Origin of the sequence: Mesorhizobium montanum, assembly GCF_033977145.1 — a bacterium.
In the GTDB taxonomy this organism is placed as follows: domain Bacteria; phylum Pseudomonadota; class Alphaproteobacteria; order Rhizobiales; family Rhizobiaceae; genus Mesorhizobium; species Mesorhizobium montanum.
The window spans coordinates 275,826-291,620 of sequence record NZ_JAVIJF010000007.1 but is presented as its reverse complement, the minus strand read 5'-3'; the positions used below and the strand labels follow the sequence as shown (position 1 = coordinate 291,620).

Below are 15,795 nucleotides of genomic sequence, written 5' to 3'. Positions count from 1 at the left end.
ACAATGGCAACTACAGAATCACATACGATTCCAGCCCTTCAACCCCCAACACAGCCAACGCGACATCCCCTTGACATCAAACACGAAGCAAATGTGTGCGCACGCTAGCCCACAAGGGGAGAAGGGAGCGTCGTGCTAATTGCCGAAATGCCAAAACATTGCTATTTACCCCGCCATGGAAAAGCTTTTCAGCGATCCGGCCTATAAGGGTTTCGTGCTGCAGGACAGAAAGCGCCTGCCGTCGCGATTTGCCGCGCGGGTTTGTGGCGCGCCCACCAGCCGACTTAGCTGAGCCGACTGATCGCAGTCGTGGCGCCGGAATGCCGGCGCTCCCTCTTCCTGTTCTCATATCGACGGATTTACGCACATGAGCGCACCGCGCACCCTCTACGACAAGATCTTCGACGACCACACGGTCGACCGCCAGGACGACGGCACATGCCTGCTCTATATCGACCGTCACCTCGTCCACGAAGTCACCAGCCCACAGGCCTTCGAGGGCCTGCGCATGAGCGGCCGAAAGGTTCGCCATCCTGAAAAGACGCTGGCCGTGGTCGACCACAACGTGTCGACCTCGCCCGAGCGCAAGTTCGGCATCAAGAACGAGGAAAGCCGCATCCAGGTCGAGGCGCTGGCCAGGAACGCCAGGGATTTCGGCATCGAGTACTATTCCGAAAACGATATCCGCCAGGGCATCGTCCACATCATCGGACCGGAACAGGGTTTTACGCTGCCCGGCATGACGATTGTCTGCGGCGACAGCCACACCTCCACGCACGGTGCCTTTGGTGCATTGGCGCACGGCATCGGCACGTCCGAGGTCGAGCATGTGCTGGCCACCCAGACACTGATCCAGCGCAAGGCCAAGAACATGCTGGTGCGCGTCGACGGCCAACTGCCGGAAGGCGTCACCGCCAAGGACATCATCCTTGCCATCATCGGCGAGATCGGCACCGCCGGCGGCACCGGCTACGTCATCGAATATGCCGGCGAGGCGATCCGTGCGCTGTCGATGGAAGGCCGCATGACGATCTGCAACATGTCGATCGAAGGCGGGGCGCGTGCCGGCCTGATCGCGCCGGACGAGACCACCTTCGCCTATGTCAAGGACAAGCCGCGCGCGCCGAAGGGCGCTGCCTGGGACGCAGCGCTTGCCTATTGGAAGACGCTGCAGTCCGACGAGGGCGCGCATTTCGACAAGGTGATCGTGCTCGACGCGGCGAAACTGCCGCCGATCGTCTCCTGGGGCTCCTCGCCCGAGGACGTCGTCTCGGTGCAGGGGATTGTGCCCGATCCGCAAGAGATCGCCGACGAGAACAAGCGCAGCTCGAAAATCCGTGCGCTCGACTATATGGGGCTGACTCCGGGAACCAGGATCACCGACATCGCGCTCGACCGCGTGTTCATCGGCTCCTGCACCAATGGCCGCATCGAGGATCTGCGCGCCGCCGCCAAGGTGGTCGAGGGCAGAAAAGTCAATCCGCGCGTCAACGCCATGATCGTGCCGGGCTCCGGCCTGGTCAAGGAGCAGGCCGAGGCCGAGGGGCTGGACAAGATCTTCCTCGCCGCCGGCTTCGACTGGCGCGAACCGGGTTGCTCGATGTGCCTGGCCATGAACGACGACCGGCTGAAACCGCATGAGCGCTGCGCGTCGACCTCGAATCGCAATTTCGAGGGCCGGCAAGGTTTCAAGGGCCGCACCCACCTGGTCTCGCCGGCCATGGCGGCGGCGGCGGCGATCGCCGGCCATTTCGTCGACATCCGCGACTGGAAATAACAACCGGTTTGGAAACAAGAGAGGCCCGGAGCGCATGCGCTGGGGATTAGCTGAATCCTCCCCGGCGTCGTCATCCTAGGGCGAAGCAGGAGCGCAGCTCCGTCGCGGAGACCCTGGGATCCATGCCGCGACCTTGATCGAGGTTGCAGCGGAGCAGAATTCTGCACCGCAGCCGCGCTCTTGCCTCGCGGCATGGATCCTCGGGTCTGCGCCGCGTCGCTTCGCTCCTTGCTCCGCCCGTGGATGACGACGGGCTAGGCGTTTTCGCCAATCTCCAAGGCATGTGACCTGCCACCGCAGACATAGCTGACTGTTCAATACTTCCGCGCTAGCGCTCTCGCCTGCGAACGATCTCGTGGAACTCCTCGCGCCGGCCGGGTTCGTCGGCGGCGACGACCAATGCCAGCTTCCGCTCGTCGAAGATCTTGAACCATTCGTCCCATTCGACAAGTTCGTACCCACCGGCGTTGATCGGACGCTCCGGGCGGTCGGTGTCCTCATAGGCCTGCTGGCCGAAAACCAGCCGTAACATAGCCTGCGTTCCGGCCTCGGGCGACACGTCGACAATGGCCGGAAAGCCGGCCCGCGCCGCCGCCCAGGAGCGGATTTCATCGTGATCGGTCAAAGTGATCGTGTCGGCCATCTCAATCGTCTCCTGTGTGGCCGGACAACGCTGTGTCCGCGAGCCGGTTCCTCTCGTTTTCCCAATGCTTCGCCCGGTGCTTAACCGCTTGTTTGGGCTTGGGTCCTAGTATCTCCCCCTGGGTAAGTTGGGGAAAGTCGCAGTCCTTTGGACACCGGTCTGCTCATAGCGCTGCTCAATCCGACGATAGCGCTGGCGCTTGGCGCTGCGTTCATCGTGCTATGGTCCTATCAGCGGCACCGCCCGTATCTGGCCGTGCTGGCGGCGAGCTACTGCCTGTCGGCGCCGGGTTTCCTGCTGCAATATTTCACGCTTCCGGTCGGCGTGGCGGCGACCAAGCTCGTTTCCAACATCTGCTTCACGATCGCGGCCTGCTGCCTTTCCGGCGCGATCGTCGCGCGCTACGGGCGGCGCGTGCCCTATGTCGGCATCGGCATCGTGACCGGCGGCGGGCTCGCCGCCTTTGTGTGGTTCATGTTCGTCCAGCCGGATCTCACCTGGCGCGTGCTTGGGATGAATTTCGGCTTCGGCGCGCTCAGCCTGCTGGTCGCCGCGGAACTCAGAACGGTGCGCAACAACGGTCCGACCGAAAAGATCCTGTTCGTGCTGTCGCTGCTTTCGGGACTGAACTTCATTGCCCGCACGCTGGTCGTCGTCATCGCGCATGGGCCGTTCCCAAGCTATGACGGCTTCTACGGCTCGTCCTACTGGACGACGGCGCTGCTTTCGCATGCGCTCTTGTCGCTGCTGATCGCGCTTTGCCTGTTCACCGCCGCGGCGCTCGACGTGATGAGGGCGCTGAAGGCCGAGACCCACACCGATCCGCTCTCGGGCATCCTCAACCGCCGTGGCTTCGAGGAGCGGGCGATCCTTCTGCTCGAGCAGTGCGGCAAGGCCGGATTTCCCGTCGCCCTGGTGCTGGCCGACCTCGATCACTTCAAGGCGCTGAACGACCAGTATGGGCATGAGGCCGGCGACCGGGTGATCGCCGACTTCGCCGCCAAGCTGCGCTCCGCCACCGGCGCGCGCGGGGCCGCCGGCCGCATCGGCGGCGAAGAGTTCGCCGTGCTTTTGCCGCTCAGCGACCTTGCTTCGGCAAGGCTCTTTGCCGAAGCGATCCGCAGCTTCTACTCGGCCGGCGCGGTCGTTGGCCTGCCGCCCGGCATCCGGGTCACCGCAAGCTTCGGCGTTGCCGCCCGCTCCGGCAAGGAGGGGCTGATGCCGTTGATGCGGCGCGCCGACGAGGCGCTCTACAAGGCCAAGAAGAACGGCCGCGACAGCGTTCGTCTGTCTTATGAGAGGCCCGAGACCAGTTTCGCTGCCGAGCCGCTTGCCTTCGGCTGAGGCAAGCTGACTCGCGCGACTTCGTCATCTCGGGCTTGACCCAAGATCTAGGACAGCATGCGCGTAACAGGCGCGGCGCGCCGCCGCCACACGCCGACGCCGGTTTTCAGCGGCAAGGGCTGAGATTGGGCATCTCGCCATCGGAAAGCCCGTACATATAGGAGCGGCCCTTCACCAGCACCGGCGGCTGGTAGCAGCCCGGCGAACCGGGCTCGTCCGTATCGTCATAGACGACATCCGGCTGACCGGCGCCGGTGTATTCGGAAAGCTTTTTGGCAAGCTTGCCCTCGCCAACGATAATGCGCTTGTAGCCGGCGGCGCTGTCGATGACGAGATTGCCGAAGGAATCGGCATAGACACGGTCGTGATGGCGCAGTCCCGCTTCGGCCGGCGCGGCAATCGCCACGGCAAGCGCCGCCAGGGCCGCGGCCGCGAGAACTATCCGCACTGAATTCAAACGCATGTCGCTCTCCCTTGATGGACGCGACGGATCGCGTCCGGAATCCGATTCGAATCAGAAATTAACTCTTTCTTAACCTTTGTTAAGAGGCGGAAGGTCCTCGGCGCCGGTTCTTAACGAACATGGTTAATTTCAGGGGGGCGTTCTTGCCCGTTGCGGGGCAGGCGCGAAGCCGAGGCTGACTCCGGGTGAACTTGATCTTGAGGCGGCGCGTGGCTAGAGCGTTCGACGCGATTCCGGACGGAAGGCTACGGTGAATGCGCCGAGCCTGACCGTTTCACACTTTTCCGGGAATTGCTGTTAGCGTGCCGCGCACGAAAGGGGCAGCGCATGAGTTTTGGCCACACGGTTCGGGTGTCGATCACCATCCCGCTGCTTCTCGCGGCCGCGGCCTGCGTGCCCCAGGACAACGCACCGAAGGCGGCCAATGTCGCGCCGCCGGCGGTCTCGCCTGCGCCAACCCAGCAGTCGGCCGCAGTTGGGGCGCCGCCGATACCTGCAACGCCCCCGGTAGCTGCAACGGCCAAGACAACGCCTGCGCCACCCGCTACCAAGATCGTTACCGACCTTACCGTGCCACGATCCGGTATCGGCGCCACCTACAGATGCGGCAATGGCGGCCTGATCACCATCCAGAATCTCGGCTCGTTGCTGCGGGTGGTCCGGCCGGACGGCACGACCGAGGATTTCGCCGCCTCGCCCGCCAACCAGAGCAGCCGCTACCAGAAAGCTGCGACGCATGACGCGATCGTGATCGACGGACGCGAGGCGCTGGTGATGAAGAGGGGATCGACGCCGCAAACCTGCAGGCGCTGAGGTGCGCCGATATTCGGTGGCCGGCCTGCAAACCTGACCCGAATCGCGACGCGCCCGGGAATGTCGTCCGCCAGACGAATATCGCACTGCAGCAGACGCTGCGCCGGCTTCAAGACAGCCGCTAATCGATTGAAGCGCGCGAGCGCCGATTTGTCAGACTAAATGATGTTTCCAAAACGATTTTCCGGCTTTGACGCGGTGCAAAAAGAGCATTAGAAAACCGGCTGTCCAGAGCCATATATGAGGGCGGCAAACGCCGCGTTTCCATCGCGGCTCCAGGATGCCGACCTGGGGGAGCCATGAGCAAATCACCAGCCACCCGCGCAGTTGCCAGACGTGAACGGCCGCTCTCGCCGCATCTGACCGTCTACCGGCCGCCGATCACGATGACGATGTCGATCATCCATCGCATCACCGGGGGCGCGCTTTATTTCGGCACGCTGCTGGTGGCAGCGTGGCTGATCGCCGCTGCGAGCTCGCAGGCCGCTTTCGACTGGGTCGACTGGGCTTTCGGTTCCTGGCTCGGCCGGCTGATTCTCTTCGGCTACACCTGGGCGCTGATGCACCACATGCTGGGCGGGTTGCGCCATCTGATCTGGGATACGGGCGCGGGGCTGGAAAAGCATACCGCTTCCAAGATCGCCTGGGCGACGCTTGCCGGCTCGATCGTGCTCACCCTCTTGATCTGGATCGCCGGCTACATGGCGCGGGGAGGCCTGGTATGAGCGGCAGCAACAACACCGATATGCGCACGCCGCTCGGCAAGGTGCGCGGGCTGGGCTCGGCACGTGAAGGCACGCTGCATTTCTGGCGCCAGCGGCTGACGGCGATCGCCAACATCCCGCTGCTGTTGTTCTTCGTGGGTTTCCTCATCGCGGTCAACGGCCACGGCTACACGGAAGTGCGGGCGGCGCTCGCCAACCCCTTCGTGGCCATGGTGCTGGCGCTGGTGCTGATTTCCGGGCTCTACCACATGCGGCTCGGCATGCAGGCCATTATCGAGGATTACGTGGCCAGCAAAGGCCCGAAGCTCGCGGCGATCGCCCTCAACACCTTCTTTTGCGTGGCAGTCGGCGTCGCGTCGTTGTTTGCCCTGCTCAAACTCGCATTCGGAGGCTGAGGCCTTGGCCAAGGACGCAAGCAACTACACTTTTGTCGACCACAAATTCGATGTGGTGATCGTCGGTGCCGGTGGCGCCGGATTGCGCGCCACGCTCGGCATGGCCGAGCAGGGATTGCGCACCGCCTGCATCACCAAGGTGTTCCCGACGCGCTCGCACACCGTTGCCGCGCAGGGCGGTATCGCCGCCTCGCTCGCCAATATGGGCCCGGACAACTGGCAATGGCACCTCTTCGACACCGTCAAGGGTTCGGACTGGCTCGGCGACATCGACGCGCAGGAATACATGGTCCAGCAGGCGCCCGCCGCGGTCTACGAGCTCGAACATTACGGCGTGCCATTCTCGCGCACGGAAGATGGCAAGATCTACCAGCGGCCGTTCGGCGGCATGATGATGAATTTCGGCGAAGGCCCGCCGGTGCAGCGCACCTGCGCCGCGGCCGACCGCACCGGCCATGCCATGCTGCACACGCTCTACGGCCAGTCGCTGAAGAACAACGCGCAGTTCTTCATCGAGTATTTCGCGCTCGACCTGATCATGGAACCGGATGGCACCTGCACCGGGGTCGTCGCCTGGAACCTCGACGACGGCACCATCCACCGCTTCTCGGCCAAGATGGTGGTGCTGGCGACCGGCGGCTATGGCCGCGCCTATTTCTCGGCCACCTCGGCGCATACCTGCACCGGCGACGGCGGCGGCATGGCAGCTAGAGCCGGCTTCCCATTGCAGGATATGGAATTCGTGCAGTTCCATCCGACCGGCATCTACGGCGCCGGGTGCCTTATCACCGAGGGCGCGCGCGGCGAGGGCGGCTACCTGGTCAATTCCGAGGGCGAGCGCTTCATGGAGCGCTACGCGCCGTCGGCCAAGGACCTCGCCTCGCGTGACGTGGTCTCCCGCTGCATGACGCTTGAGATCCGCGAGGGGCGCGGCGTCGGGCCGAAGAAGGACCACATCTTCCTGCATCTCGACCATCTCGATCCGGCGGTGCTGCATGAGCGGCTGCCGGGTATTTCGGAATCGGCCAAGATCTTTGCCGGCGTCGACCTCACCAAGGAGCCGATCCCGGTGCTGCCGACGGTCCACTACAATATGGGCGGCGTGCCGACCAATTACTGGGGCGAGGTGCTCATCCCGACGGCCGAGAATCCCGACCGCGTGTCGCCCGGCCTGATGGCGGTCGGCGAGGCCGGCTGCGCCTCGGTGCATGGCGCCAACCGGCTTGGCTCGAACTCGCTGATCGATCTCGTCGTGTTCGGCCGCGCGGCGGCCATCCGAGCCGGCCAGGTGATCGACCGCAAGTCGGCGATTCCGTCGCCCAACGAAGCTTCGGTCGAGAAGATCATGGACCGCTTCGACCGACTGCGGCACGCCAACGGCTCGACGCCGACGGCAGTGTTGCGGGAGAAGATGCAGAAGGCGATGCAGGACGACGCGGCGGTGTTCCGCACCCAGGAATCGCTCGACAATGGCTGCAAGCGTATTTCGGAAATCTGGGGCGAGCTCAAGGACATCAAGGTCACCGACCGCTCGATGATCTGGAATTCAGACCTCGTCGAAACGCTGGAGCTGGAAAACCTAATGGCCAACGCGATCACCACGGTCCACGGCGCCGCGGCGCGCAAGGAGAGCCGTGGCGCACATGCGCGTGAGGATTTCGAAAAGCGCGACGATGCCAACTGGCGCAAGCATACGCTGGCCCATCTCAGCGAGGACGGCAATGTGACGCTGACCTACCGTCCGGTGCACACCGAACTGCTGCTGGCGCAAAAGGATGGCGGCATCGACCCCGCCAAGATTGCGCCTAAGGCGCGGGTGTATTGATGATAACATTGGCGGATACGGGATATTCCGGCACGCCGCTTCCGGCCAAGCTCGGCCTGAAGGACGGCATGGTCGCCGCCTTCATCGCGCTGCCGCCAGAGCTCGACGATTTGGCCACAGCCGTATCCTTTGCCGGCGTCGATCGGCCATCCATGTGGTCAGCGATCTCGGGCAATCAGAAATACGACGCAGTGCATGCCTTCACCAGGCAGCGCGCCGAAATCGAGGATGGCTTGGCCCACATCGAGACGGCGATCAAGCGCGACGGCATGATCTGGGTCTCCTGGCCGAAGAAGGCCTCGAAGGTGCCGACCGATGTCACCGAGGACGTTGTCCGGTCAGAGGCGCTGAAGCTTGACCTGGTCGACGTCAAGGTTGCCGCCGTGAACGAAATCTGGTCCGGGCTGAAGCTCGTCATCCGAAAGGACCGCAGGTAATGGTCGAACTCACGCTCCCCAGGAATTCCAAGGTCCAGCAGGGCAAGACCTGGCCGAAGCCCGAGGGCGCGACGAACCTGCGCGAATACCGCGTCTACCGCTGGTCGCCGGACGATGACGAGAACCCGCGCATGGACACCTATTTCGTCGACATGGACGATTGCGGGCCGATGGTTCTCGACGCGCTGCTGTGGATCAAGAACAAGATCGACCCGACGCTGACGCTGCGCCGCTCCTGCCGCGAAGGCATTTGCGGCTCCTGCGCCATGAACATCGACGGCTCCAACACGCTCGCCTGCACCAAGGGCTGCGACGACATTTCCGGGGCCGTAAAGGTTTATCCCTTGCCGCACATGCAGGTGATCAAGGACCTGGTGCCCGACCTCACCAATTTCTACGCCCAGCATGCCTCGATCGAGCCTTGGCTGAAGACGGTTTCGCCGACGCCCGCCAAGGAATGGCTGCAGAGCCACGAGGACCGCGAGAAGCTCGACGGGCTTTACGAATGCATCCTATGCGCCTGCTGCTCGACGTCATGCCCGAGCTACTGGTGGAACGGCGATCGCTATCTCGGCCCGGCCACCCTGCTGCAGGCCTATCGCTGGCTGATCGACAGCCGCGACGAGGCGACAGGCGAGCGGCTCGACAATCTGGAAGACCCGTTCCGGCTCTATCGCTGCCACACCATCATGAACTGCGCGCAGACCTGCCCCAAGGGGCTCAACCCCGCCAAGGCGATCGCGGAGATCAAGAAGATGATGGTGGAGCGCCGCGTCTAGCCCCGCAATGTCCTTACCCGCCGACTTCGCGCCGGACGCGGTCGCGGCGATCCGTGCGCGGCTGGATATGGCCCGCGCGCAGGGTGCGAGAATCCTGTTCGCCATCGAAAGCGGCAGTCGCGCCTGGGGCTTCCCCTCGCCGGACAGCGATTACGATTGCCGCTTCGTCTATGTCCGCCCGGTCGCCGATCACCTCGTGCTCGAGCAGCCGCGCGACGTGCTCGAGTTTCCGCTCGAAGGTGAGATCGATGCCGGCGGCTGGGATCTGCGCAAGGCGCTGCTTCTGGCCCTTGGCGGCAACGCCGTCATCGTAGAGTGGGCGAAGTCGCCGATCGTCTATGAGGAAGTTGCCGGCTTCCGCCGGCGCCTGCTCGATCTGTTGGCAGAGATCGTCGATCCGGCGAGGGTCTCGCGGCATTATCTCGGCCTTGCACGCTCGCACGTTGCCAAGGCGGGAAGCTTCGCCGGCGAAGTAAAGTTGAAAAAACTGTTCTACCTCATCCGGCCGGTCGTCGCGCTGGACTGGATGGAGCAGCGCAATTTCACCAGCCTGCCGCCGATGAACTTGGTCGACTGCCTGGCCGAGATGGCGATTCCGGCACCGGCAGCCAGCGAGATCAATCGGCTGATCGACAAAAAGCGCGCAACGCGTGAACTGGGCACAGGGCCTATTCCGGTCGAGATCGCGCGCTATCTCGAAGCGCGCTATGGTCATCACGAGATGAACTTAGCCGGGTCGGTCCGGGACGAGGCGCGTCAGGCCCGCAACCGTACCCTGGCGACCGATTTCTATCGCAGGGAGGCAGAAAACCAATGACCGATCTTCCTATCCTCTCCGCCGTCGAAGCCCGTATCCTCGGCTCGCTGATCGAGAAGAAGGAGCTGACGCCGGACGTCTATCCGTTGACGCTCAACGGCGCGCATCAGGCCGCCAACCAGAAGACCGCGCGGGAACCCGTCATGGCGCTGGAGCTGACCGAGATCGGGCGGGCGCTGAGCTCGCTGGAGCAGAAGGGGTTGGTGCGCCAGGCCTTTGCCTCGCGGGTCGAGCGCTACGAGCATCTGATGGCGCAGCGCTTTTCGCTGACCACGCCGCAGATCGCTGTGATCGGCTTGCTGCTCCTGCGCGGCGCGCAAACGGCACATGAGCTGCTTGCCCGTTCGGAACGCATGGCGCGCTTTGCCTCGATCGAGGAGTTTCGCGACAACCTCGACCTGATGATCGGCCGCCGGCCGCCGCTGATCCAGTTGCTCGAACGCGCGCCCGGGCAGCGCGAGGAACGCTATGTCCATCTGCTGAGCGGGCCGGTCGAGGCAACTGCGGTAGCGGCCCCGTGGCAGCCGGCGGCCATGGTGGACTCCGATCTTGAGGCTCGGGTCAAGGCGCTGGAGGAAGAGGTCGCGGCGTTGCGGGCGAAGATCGAGGCGTTGGGCGGGTAAGTTCGCCAATTGGGAACGTTGGCGGGACAGCGCCCCCCCTCTGTCACCCCGACTTTCGCAAATCGCCGACCTTGAGGGATGAGCGCCGGCGCTGGAGCTGCCAATCTCCCCCCAAGAGGGGGAGATGGCCGGCAGGCCAGAGGGGGGGCGCGAAGGATCGCTGCCTCCCAAATGGAATCACCCCAGCCTTGCGTCGAGCGAGACCTTGATGGCGCCGAGCGCTTTCGACACCGGGCATTCGGCCTTGGCCTTCTCGGCCAGTTCCTTGAACTTCGCCGCGTCGATGCCCGGCACCTTGCCGACCAGGGTTATGGCGCTGCCGGTGATGCCGGTGCCGGGGACCAGCGTCACCACCGCCTTGGCATCGAGCTCGGTGGCGGGGGTGCCGTTTTCGGCCAGGAAGTGCGACAGCTGCATGGCGTAGCAGCCGGCATGGGCAGCGGCGATCAGCTCTTCCGGATTGGTGCCGGATTTGCCGCTCTCGTCCTCGAAACGCGCCTTGAAGGAGTATGGCGTGCCCTTCAGTGTTCCGCTTTGCGTATCCAGCGTGCCCTTGCCCTCTTTCAGATTGCCTTTCCAGACGGCGTTTGCGGTGCGGTCCATGAAGTCCTCCTGCGTGTCGGGGTTCTCGCCGGCGGGCGCCGACGTTCTGGCAAACTATAGCGCGGGCGGGCCGGAAGACCATCCATGGCTTGATGTGTTTGCGCGACGCACTTCGAAAATTCTCGAAAAATTGCGCGTGCAAAAATGTCGGCTTCCCGGCGGCCCGACCGTCCTGCGGTCGGCCACTCGCGGCCGATGGAGATCAGGATGGACAATCTGTTTCTTGCGATCTTGGGAAAGACGGGGCGAAACGCCCGGCGACCGGAAGGGCTCTGGCTGGACCCGCCGGCGCCCGGTTTCGCCCGGCTGGCGGCGGCCATCGCCATCATCGGCGTCGCGGCATGCCTGCTCGATCATGCGGCGATCGGATGCAAAACCGACACCATCGCCTTCGCCCCCTATAACGCATCAACGGAAGGGAGCCTGAAATGAAATATGTCCTGCTGGTGTACGGCGAGGAAACGGATCTCCATGCGCTGACCCCTCAGCGCGCGGCCAAGCTCGATGCCGACTCGCTCGCCTATGACAGGGAGCTCGACCGGCAAGGCAAGCTGATCGTCGCGCAGGCGCTGCAGTCGGTGAAGACATCGAAATCGCTGAGGCGGCGCAAGGGCAAGGCGCTGATCACCGACGGGCCGTTCGCCGAGACCAAGGAGCAGTTGCTCGGCTTCGTCATGGTCGAGGCGGCGGACCTTGCCGAGGCGCTGAAGCTTGCCGAGGACATTCCGCTGGCCGAGCTCGGCACGGTCGAGATCCGGGCGGTCTACGACATACCGGGATCATGACCGCCGCCGCTCAGGACGGATCCCGAACGGTCGAAGCTTTCTGCGGGCGAAATCTTTTGCGTTTCTTCACCGCGGCAACCGTTGCGTGTTGAAGCGAAGCCACGGTTCTCTTATCGTCGCCGCGATTTCGGGGGAATTCGGCATGCCTTTCCTGATCGCTATCATTGGCCTGCTCGGAGCGGCCGCCATCTGGTGGTACCGGCTGAAATATATGAGCGGCGCCGCGCGCGAGGTTGCCGACGTCGTCGGCCGCGTGCAAGGCAACATGCGGCGCAAGAAGCTGCGCAAGCAGGCGGCGCTATCGCCGCTGACCGCGATAGACGATCCGGTGGTGGCGGCGGCGACGCTGATCACCGCGATCGTTTCGGAACACGGCCCGGTCCTGCCGCGGCGCGAAGCGGTCATCCGCGAGGTGATCGCGCAGATCGCGGACAGCCCGAAAAAAACCGACGAGGCCGTCGTCTACGCCAAATGGGCGGCCGCGCAGGTCGACGATGCGACGATGGTCATAGACAAGCTGGCGCCGTTCCTGCGCGAGCGCCTCGATCCGCATGAGCGGGACGATCTGCTCAGGATGCTGAACCGCGTCGCGCAAGGCGGCGAGCAGAGCCTCAAAATCGCCGACCAGCGCATGCTGAGGTTGCGGCAGAAGCTGGGTTTTGAAGTGAATTGAGCTGAAGCTGCGGCCGCCGGATCGCCTGCGTTCCGTGATTGGCCGAAACGCCTCTCGCCTCGTCATTCTATGGCGGAGCAAGGAGCGAGGCGACGCGTACAGACCATAGAATCCATTCCGTTACCTATAAGCGTTGCAGCGGTGCAGAATCCTGCTCGGCTGCATTCTTCGGCCAAGGTCGCGGCATGGATCTTCGGGTCTTCGCTCTCGCTCCGCCCGTGGATGACGACGTTGGGGAGGCTTCGGCCGGTTGCGAAGCGCTAAATCGCTTCGCCCTTCAGCAGCCTCGGCGTGTCGCCCGACAGGCCCGAGGCCTGGCGGATGAAGAAATCCTTCAGCTTCGGCATGCGCTCGACGAGGCCGAGGCCCAGGTCGCGGGCGGCGCGCAGCGGGCCGATGTCGTTGGAGAACAGCCGGTTCAGCACGTCGGTGGTGACGCCCATCTGCAGCGTGTCGAAGCGGCGCCACTGCTGGTAGCGCTCAAGCACGTCGAGGGCGCCGATGTCCTGGCCGAGCCGGTCGGCTTCGACCACCACTTCGGCCAGCGCGGCAACATCCTTGAAGCCGAGATTGAGGCCCTGGCCGGCGATCGGGTGGATGCCGTGGGCGGCATCGCCGGCGAGCGCGATGCGCGGCGCGACGAAGGCGCGGGCGAGCGTCAAGCCAAGCGGCCAGGCACGCGGCTTGTCGGCGACGCGGATTTCGCCGAGCTTCAGGCCGAAGCGCTGCTCCAGGTCGTGTTCGAAAACAAACTCGTCGCCCTCGACCAGCGCCTTGGCATCTTCCGTGCGTTCCACCCAGACGATCGACGAGCGGTTGGTTCCGTCCTCGTCGGGCTTCAGCGGCAGCGTCGCGAACGGGCCGGCCGGCAGAAAATGTTCCTCGGCGCGGCCATTGTGCGGGCGCTCATGCGCCACGGTGCAGACGATGCCGGACTGGCCGTATTCCCACTTGACGGTCTTGATGCCGGCCATGTCGCGCAGCCTCGAGTTGACGCCGTCGGCGGCGACCAGCAGCCGCGCTTTCAGTGCCGCTCCGTCGGCCAGATGCACCGTGATGCCGGCGCCGTTCACGTCGAAGGCGCTGACCGCCATGCCTTCGATGATGTCGATGCCGAGTTTTGCGGCGCGCCGGCGCAGCGCGCCGTTGAGGTCGCGGTTGGCGACCATGTGGGCGAAAGGCTCGCCGGGAGCGACCTCGCCATCGAAGGTCAAAAACACCGGACGCACCGGATCGGCGGCGCGCGAGTCGGTGATGATCATTTCGGTGATCGCCTGCGCTTGCGGCGCGATCTCTTCCCAGACGCCGAGCTGCTCGAGCATGCGGCTGGCCGCCGCCGCGATGGCCGATGCGCGGCCGTCGCGCTGCCAGACGCCGGCAGGGGCGGCATCGACGATGGCGACGGCGAGGCCCGGCCGCGCCTGCTTCAGCGACACGGCCGCGGTCAGGCCGACATAGCCGGCGCCGGCTATGAGCACGTCGAGCGGAGCCTCGCGGTTTCCATTGGCCCCTTCTCCATCGCGCTTGCGGTCGACCATGGCATCATCCTTTCGCGGTTTCGGCCGGCTGCCGTTTGCGGCCTTGACTGCCCGCACGTCCTGTCCGAAACCGGCCATGGCACATCCTTGAAGGATTTCAAACATGACCGCAGCCATGGACGAGCTTCTCGACATTCTCGACCTCGAGCAGCTCGAACACAATCTGTATCGTGGTCGCAGCCCCAAGGTCGACTGGCAGCGCGTCTTCGGCGGCCAGACCATCGCCCAGGCGCTTGTCGCCTCGCAGCGCACGGTCGAGCCGCAGCGGCACGTGCATTCGCTGCATGGCTATTTCATGCGGCCCGGCGACACCAAGGTGCCGATCGTCTACGAGGTCGACCGCATCCGCGATGGCGGCTCCTTCACCACACGCCGGGTGGTGGCGATCCAGCACGGCCAGGCGATCTTCTCGCTGGAAGCCTCGTTCCAGCAGGATGAGGTGGGGCTGGAGCATCAGCTGCCGATGCCGCGTGACGTGCCTGCGCCCGACACCCTGCTGTCGCAACGTGAACTGATCGGCAAGTTCGGCGAGGCGGTGCCGGAAGGCATCAGGCGATATTGGGAGCGCGACCGGCCGATCGAAATGAAGCCGGTGATGCTGAAGCACTATACCAGCCGCGAGAAGCTGGAGCCGGAGCAGAACATCTGGATCCGCGCCACAGGCCCGGTGCCGGACGATCGCGGCATACAGGCCGCCGTGCTGGCCTACCTCTCGGACATGACGCTGCTCGACACCTCGACCTTCGCGCATGGCCGCGCCATTTTCGACCGCGACATCCAGGCGGCCAGCCTTGACCACGCCATGTGGTTCCATCGCAGCCATTCGCTCAACGACTGGATCCTCTACACGCAGGATAGCCCGTCGACGCAAGGCTCACGCGGTTTTACGCGCGGCTCGCTGTTTGCGCGGGATGGCATCCTGATCGCTTCGGTCGCCCAGGAAGGCCTCATCCGCCTGAAATGGTGAGCCGGCTTCGAGTTTTGGCCTACAAAACGGGCATTTCTGAAATTTTGCCTATTTTTTAATCAGCCGCTTGACCGCTTCTACGAACAGTAGGCGTGCCGGGCTCGCCTCTTTCCTTTGTTTACAACAAGTTAATGCCCTGCTTCGGCAACTGGCACGGAGCTTGAATCCTGCCGGGTACTCTCCGCTCTCATCGGGGTCGGCGAAGTCCTGCAAACGCGGGTGACCGCAACAGCAAAGGGTGAAACCTTATGAAAATCGTGATGGCAATCATCAAGCCGTTCAAGCTCGACGAGGTGCGCGAAGCCCTCACCGCCATCGGCATCCAGGGCCTGACCGTCACCGAAGTCAAAGGCTACGGGCGTCAGAAAGGGCATACCGAGATCTATCGCGGCGCGGAATACGCGGTCAGCTTCCTGCCCAAGATCAAGATCGAGGTCGCGGTCGGGGCCGACATGGTCGACAAGGCCGTCGAAGCCATCACCGCGGCCGCCAAGACCGGCCAGATCGGCGACGGCAAGATCTTCGTCTTCGGCATCGACCAGGCGGTGCGCATCCGCACCGGCGAAACAGACACCGATGCGCTCTAAG

Annotated in this window: 19 protein-coding genes; 15 read left to right on the top strand and 4 right to left on the bottom strand. The window is 64.2% G+C overall.

The annotated features are described in order from the left end of the window. Positions 1-367 precede the first annotated feature (367 nt). On the top strand, positions 368-1,777 hold the full coding sequence (gene leuC, locus RFM68_RS12360) for a 3-isopropylmalate dehydratase large subunit (protein ID WP_320233250.1): 1,410 nt from the start codon (positions 368-370) through the stop codon (positions 1,775-1,777). 328 nt (positions 1,778-2,105) lie between these two features. On the opposite strand, the gene RFM68_RS12355 is transcribed toward leuC, so the two are convergent. After that, complete coding sequence (locus tag RFM68_RS12355) at positions 2,106-2,420, bottom strand: hypothetical protein (RefSeq protein WP_320233249.1); 315 nt, start codon at positions 2,418-2,420, stop codon at positions 2,106-2,108. A gap of 147 nt (positions 2,421-2,567) precedes the next feature. Between RFM68_RS12355 and RFM68_RS12350 the strand changes: the two genes are divergently transcribed. Then, positions 2,568-3,764 carry a GGDEF domain-containing protein gene (locus RFM68_RS12350; protein ID WP_320233248.1) on the top strand — a complete coding sequence of 399 codons (1,197 nt, stop codon included), beginning with the start codon at positions 2,568-2,570 and terminating at the stop codon, positions 3,762-3,764. Positions 3,765-3,870: 106 nt separating this feature from the next. Here the strand turns inward: RFM68_RS12350 and RFM68_RS12345 are convergent, their stop codons facing one another. Continuing rightward, a complete protein-coding gene (locus tag RFM68_RS12345) occupies positions 3,871-4,227 on the bottom strand; it encodes a hypothetical protein (RefSeq protein WP_320233247.1) in 357 nt (118 codons plus the stop codon). Positions 4,228-4,554: 327 nt separating this feature from the next. On the opposite strand from RFM68_RS12345, the gene RFM68_RS12340 reads away from it, so the two are divergent. From RFM68_RS12340 to RFM68_RS12305, 8 genes are all read left to right on the top strand, one after another. Beyond that, complete coding sequence (locus tag RFM68_RS12340) at positions 4,555-5,040, top strand: hypothetical protein (RefSeq protein ID WP_320233246.1); 486 nt, start codon at positions 4,555-4,557, stop codon at positions 5,038-5,040. Positions 5,041-5,339: 299 nt separating this feature from the next. Next, the gene (gene sdhC, locus RFM68_RS12335) at positions 5,340-5,765 is read left to right on the top strand and encodes a succinate dehydrogenase, cytochrome b556 subunit (protein ID WP_320233245.1); all 426 of its coding nucleotides are present in this window, start codon (positions 5,340-5,342) and stop codon (positions 5,763-5,765) included. After that, a complete protein-coding gene (sdhD, locus tag RFM68_RS12330) occupies positions 5,762-6,160 on the top strand; it encodes a succinate dehydrogenase, hydrophobic membrane anchor protein (RefSeq protein WP_320233244.1) in 399 nt (132 codons plus the stop codon). The genes sdhC and sdhD overlap by 4 nt, the downstream gene beginning before the upstream one ends. A 4-nt stretch (positions 6,161-6,164) precedes the next feature. Next, complete coding sequence (gene sdhA, locus RFM68_RS12325; RefSeq protein WP_320233243.1) at positions 6,165-7,985, top strand: succinate dehydrogenase flavoprotein subunit; 1,821 nt, start codon at positions 6,165-6,167, stop codon at positions 7,983-7,985. A 2-nt stretch (positions 7,986-7,987) separates the two neighbouring features. Beyond that, on the top strand, positions 7,988-8,422 hold the full coding sequence (locus tag RFM68_RS12320) for a DUF3052 family protein (RefSeq protein WP_320233261.1): 435 nt from the start codon (positions 7,988-7,990) through the stop codon (positions 8,420-8,422). Beyond that, positions 8,422-9,201 carry a succinate dehydrogenase iron-sulfur subunit gene (locus tag RFM68_RS12315; protein ID WP_320233242.1) on the top strand — a complete coding sequence of 260 codons (780 nt, stop codon included), beginning with the start codon at positions 8,422-8,424 and terminating at the stop codon, positions 9,199-9,201. Before RFM68_RS12320 ends, RFM68_RS12315 begins: the two co-directional genes overlap by 1 nt. A gap of 7 nt (positions 9,202-9,208) precedes the next feature. After that, on the top strand, positions 9,209-10,018 hold the full coding sequence (locus tag RFM68_RS12310) for a nucleotidyltransferase domain-containing protein (RefSeq protein ID WP_320233241.1): 810 nt from the start codon (positions 9,209-9,211) through the stop codon (positions 10,016-10,018). Then, the gene (locus RFM68_RS12305; RefSeq protein ID WP_320233240.1) at positions 10,015-10,641 is read left to right on the top strand and encodes a YceH family protein; all 627 of its coding nucleotides are present in this window, start codon (positions 10,015-10,017) and stop codon (positions 10,639-10,641) included. Before RFM68_RS12310 ends, RFM68_RS12305 begins: the two co-directional genes overlap by 4 nt. Before the next feature lie 177 nt (positions 10,642-10,818). On the opposite strand, the gene RFM68_RS12300 is transcribed toward RFM68_RS12305, so the two are convergent. After that, positions 10,819-11,244 carry an OsmC family protein gene (locus RFM68_RS12300; RefSeq protein ID WP_140803685.1) on the bottom strand — a complete coding sequence of 142 codons (426 nt, stop codon included), beginning with the start codon at positions 11,242-11,244 and terminating at the stop codon, positions 10,819-10,821. Between the two features lie 207 nt (positions 11,245-11,451). Between RFM68_RS12300 and RFM68_RS12295 the strand changes: the two genes are divergently transcribed. From RFM68_RS12295 to RFM68_RS12285, 3 genes are all read left to right on the top strand, one after another. Beyond that, on the top strand, positions 11,452-11,676 hold the full coding sequence (locus tag RFM68_RS12295; protein ID WP_320233239.1) for a hypothetical protein: 225 nt from the start codon (positions 11,452-11,454) through the stop codon (positions 11,674-11,676). Beyond that, positions 11,673-12,029 carry a YciI family protein gene (locus tag RFM68_RS12290; protein WP_320233238.1) on the top strand — a complete coding sequence of 119 codons (357 nt, stop codon included), beginning with the start codon at positions 11,673-11,675 and terminating at the stop codon, positions 12,027-12,029. Before RFM68_RS12295 ends, RFM68_RS12290 begins: the two co-directional genes overlap by 4 nt. A 142-nt stretch (positions 12,030-12,171) precedes the next feature. Beyond that, positions 12,172-12,702: a hypothetical protein gene (locus RFM68_RS12285; RefSeq protein ID WP_320233237.1), complete on the top strand. Its 531-nt coding sequence runs from the start codon at positions 12,172-12,174 to the stop codon at positions 12,700-12,702. Between the two features lie 260 nt (positions 12,703-12,962). Here the strand turns inward: RFM68_RS12285 and RFM68_RS12280 are convergent, their stop codons facing one another. Beyond that, a complete protein-coding gene (locus RFM68_RS12280) occupies positions 12,963-14,240 on the bottom strand; it encodes a ubiquinone biosynthesis hydroxylase (protein ID WP_320233260.1) in 1,278 nt (425 codons plus the stop codon). Between the two features lie 103 nt (positions 14,241-14,343). Here RFM68_RS12280 and tesB point away from each other — a divergent pair, with 103 nt between their 5' ends. Both tesB and RFM68_RS12270 read left to right on the top strand, forming a co-directional pair. Further along, positions 14,344-15,207: an acyl-CoA thioesterase II gene (gene tesB, locus RFM68_RS12275; RefSeq protein WP_320233236.1), complete on the top strand. Its 864-nt coding sequence runs from the start codon at positions 14,344-14,346 to the stop codon at positions 15,205-15,207. Between the two features lie 248 nt (positions 15,208-15,455). After that, positions 15,456-15,794: a P-II family nitrogen regulator gene (locus RFM68_RS12270; RefSeq protein WP_320233235.1), complete on the top strand. Its 339-nt coding sequence runs from the start codon at positions 15,456-15,458 to the stop codon at positions 15,792-15,794. Position 15,795 lies beyond the last annotated feature (1 nt).